Source organism: Caballeronia sp. dw_276 (genome assembly GCF_018449635.1).
Taxonomy (GTDB): Bacteria; Pseudomonadota; Gammaproteobacteria; order Burkholderiales; family Burkholderiaceae; genus Caballeronia.
Genome location: NZ_JAAVUV010000050.1, coordinates 1 through 1378 on the forward strand (window position 1 = coordinate 1; position 1378 = coordinate 1378).

Sequence of the window (1378 nt, forward strand, 5' to 3'; positions counted from 1 at the left end):
GGCGCACGCCCAGGTGGGCGAATGCGCGGTAGTCGCGCGCGATACAGGCGACGGCGGCTCGCAACTGGTCGCGTATGTGGTTCCGTCAAACGCGGCAGAAGATCGCGGCGAGCCGGGCGGCGCCATGGTCTCCGAAACATCGCACCCGTCCTTCAGCCTGTTCTACTTCGGAGCAGAAAGCTACAACCCGCAGAACAAATACCGCCTGTACATGGAGTCGGCACGTTTCGCGGATGAACACGGCTTCGATGCGGTCTGGACGCCCGAGCGACATTTTCACGACGTCGGGAGCCTGTACCCGAATCCTGCGGTGCTGAGCGCCGCACTGGCGAGCGTCACGCAACGCATCGGCCTGCGCTCGGGCAGCGTCGTGCTGCCGCTGCACAGCCCGCTGCGGGTCGCTGAAGAGTGGTCGGTGGTGGACAACCTGTCGAACGGCCGGGTAGGGCTGTCGGTCGCATCTGGCTGGGTGCCGAAGGATTTCGCCCTGGCGCCGCAGCAGTTCGCGCAGCGCAAGACCGTCATGCTCGAAGGCATCGGCCAGCTCCGCGCGTTGTGGCGCGGCGAAACGCTGCCCTTCGAAGACGGCACGGGCAAGCTCGCTCAGGTCGCAATCTTCCCGCGCCCGGTGCAGCCGGAACTGCCGTTATGGCTGACTGCGGCGAGCAACCCGGAAACTTTCATCGATGCCGGCCGCCTCGGTGCAAATCTCCTGACCCATCTGCTGGGCCAGACCATCGAGGAAGCCACGCAGAAGATCGCGCTGTATCGGCAAAGCCGCGCGGAGCACGGTTTCGATCCGGATACGGGAATCGTGACGGTGATGGTGCACACCTTCGTCGGTGACGATCTGGAGGCAACGCTTGCACGTGCGCGCGGGCCGTTCAAGCAGTACATGCGTGCGCATCTTGGACTGCTGCAGTCGTGGGCGAACAGTCTGGACATTCCGGTGAGTCAGCATGCCGACGAAGCGGAGATCGATCAGATCGTGTCGTTCGCGTTCGAACGGTATTCGCGCACGGCGTCGCTGATCGGCACGCCGGCGAGCTGCGCCGACGTGGTGCGGCGGCTGTTCGACGCGGGGGTGGACGAGATTGCGGGCCTGATCGACTGGATGGATACAGACAATGCGCTGGAAGGCCTGAAGTATCTGCATCGGCTGCAGCAGCTGACGTCTCGCCCGAACCTGGGCAAACGCGCGCTGCAATCCCATCTGCGGGGACGGCTGCCGGAGTACATGGTGCCCTCGCACATCGTGCTGCTGGACGCGCTGCCGCTGACGCCGAACGGCAAGCTGGACCGCCACGCGCTGCCGGCGCCGGAACGGCAGGACGGGGATGGCGAATACGTGGAACCGCGGACGGCGGATGAACATCAG

At 65.2% G+C, this 1378-nt stretch carries 1 protein-coding gene; it reads left to right on the plus strand.

Going from position 1 to position 1378, the window contains the following annotated elements; translation table 11 throughout:
• Positions 1 to 1378, plus strand: a 1378-nt coding sequence (locus HB633_RS30555; RefSeq protein WP_213781854.1) for an LLM class flavin-dependent oxidoreductase, incomplete at both ends; no start/stop codon positions are given.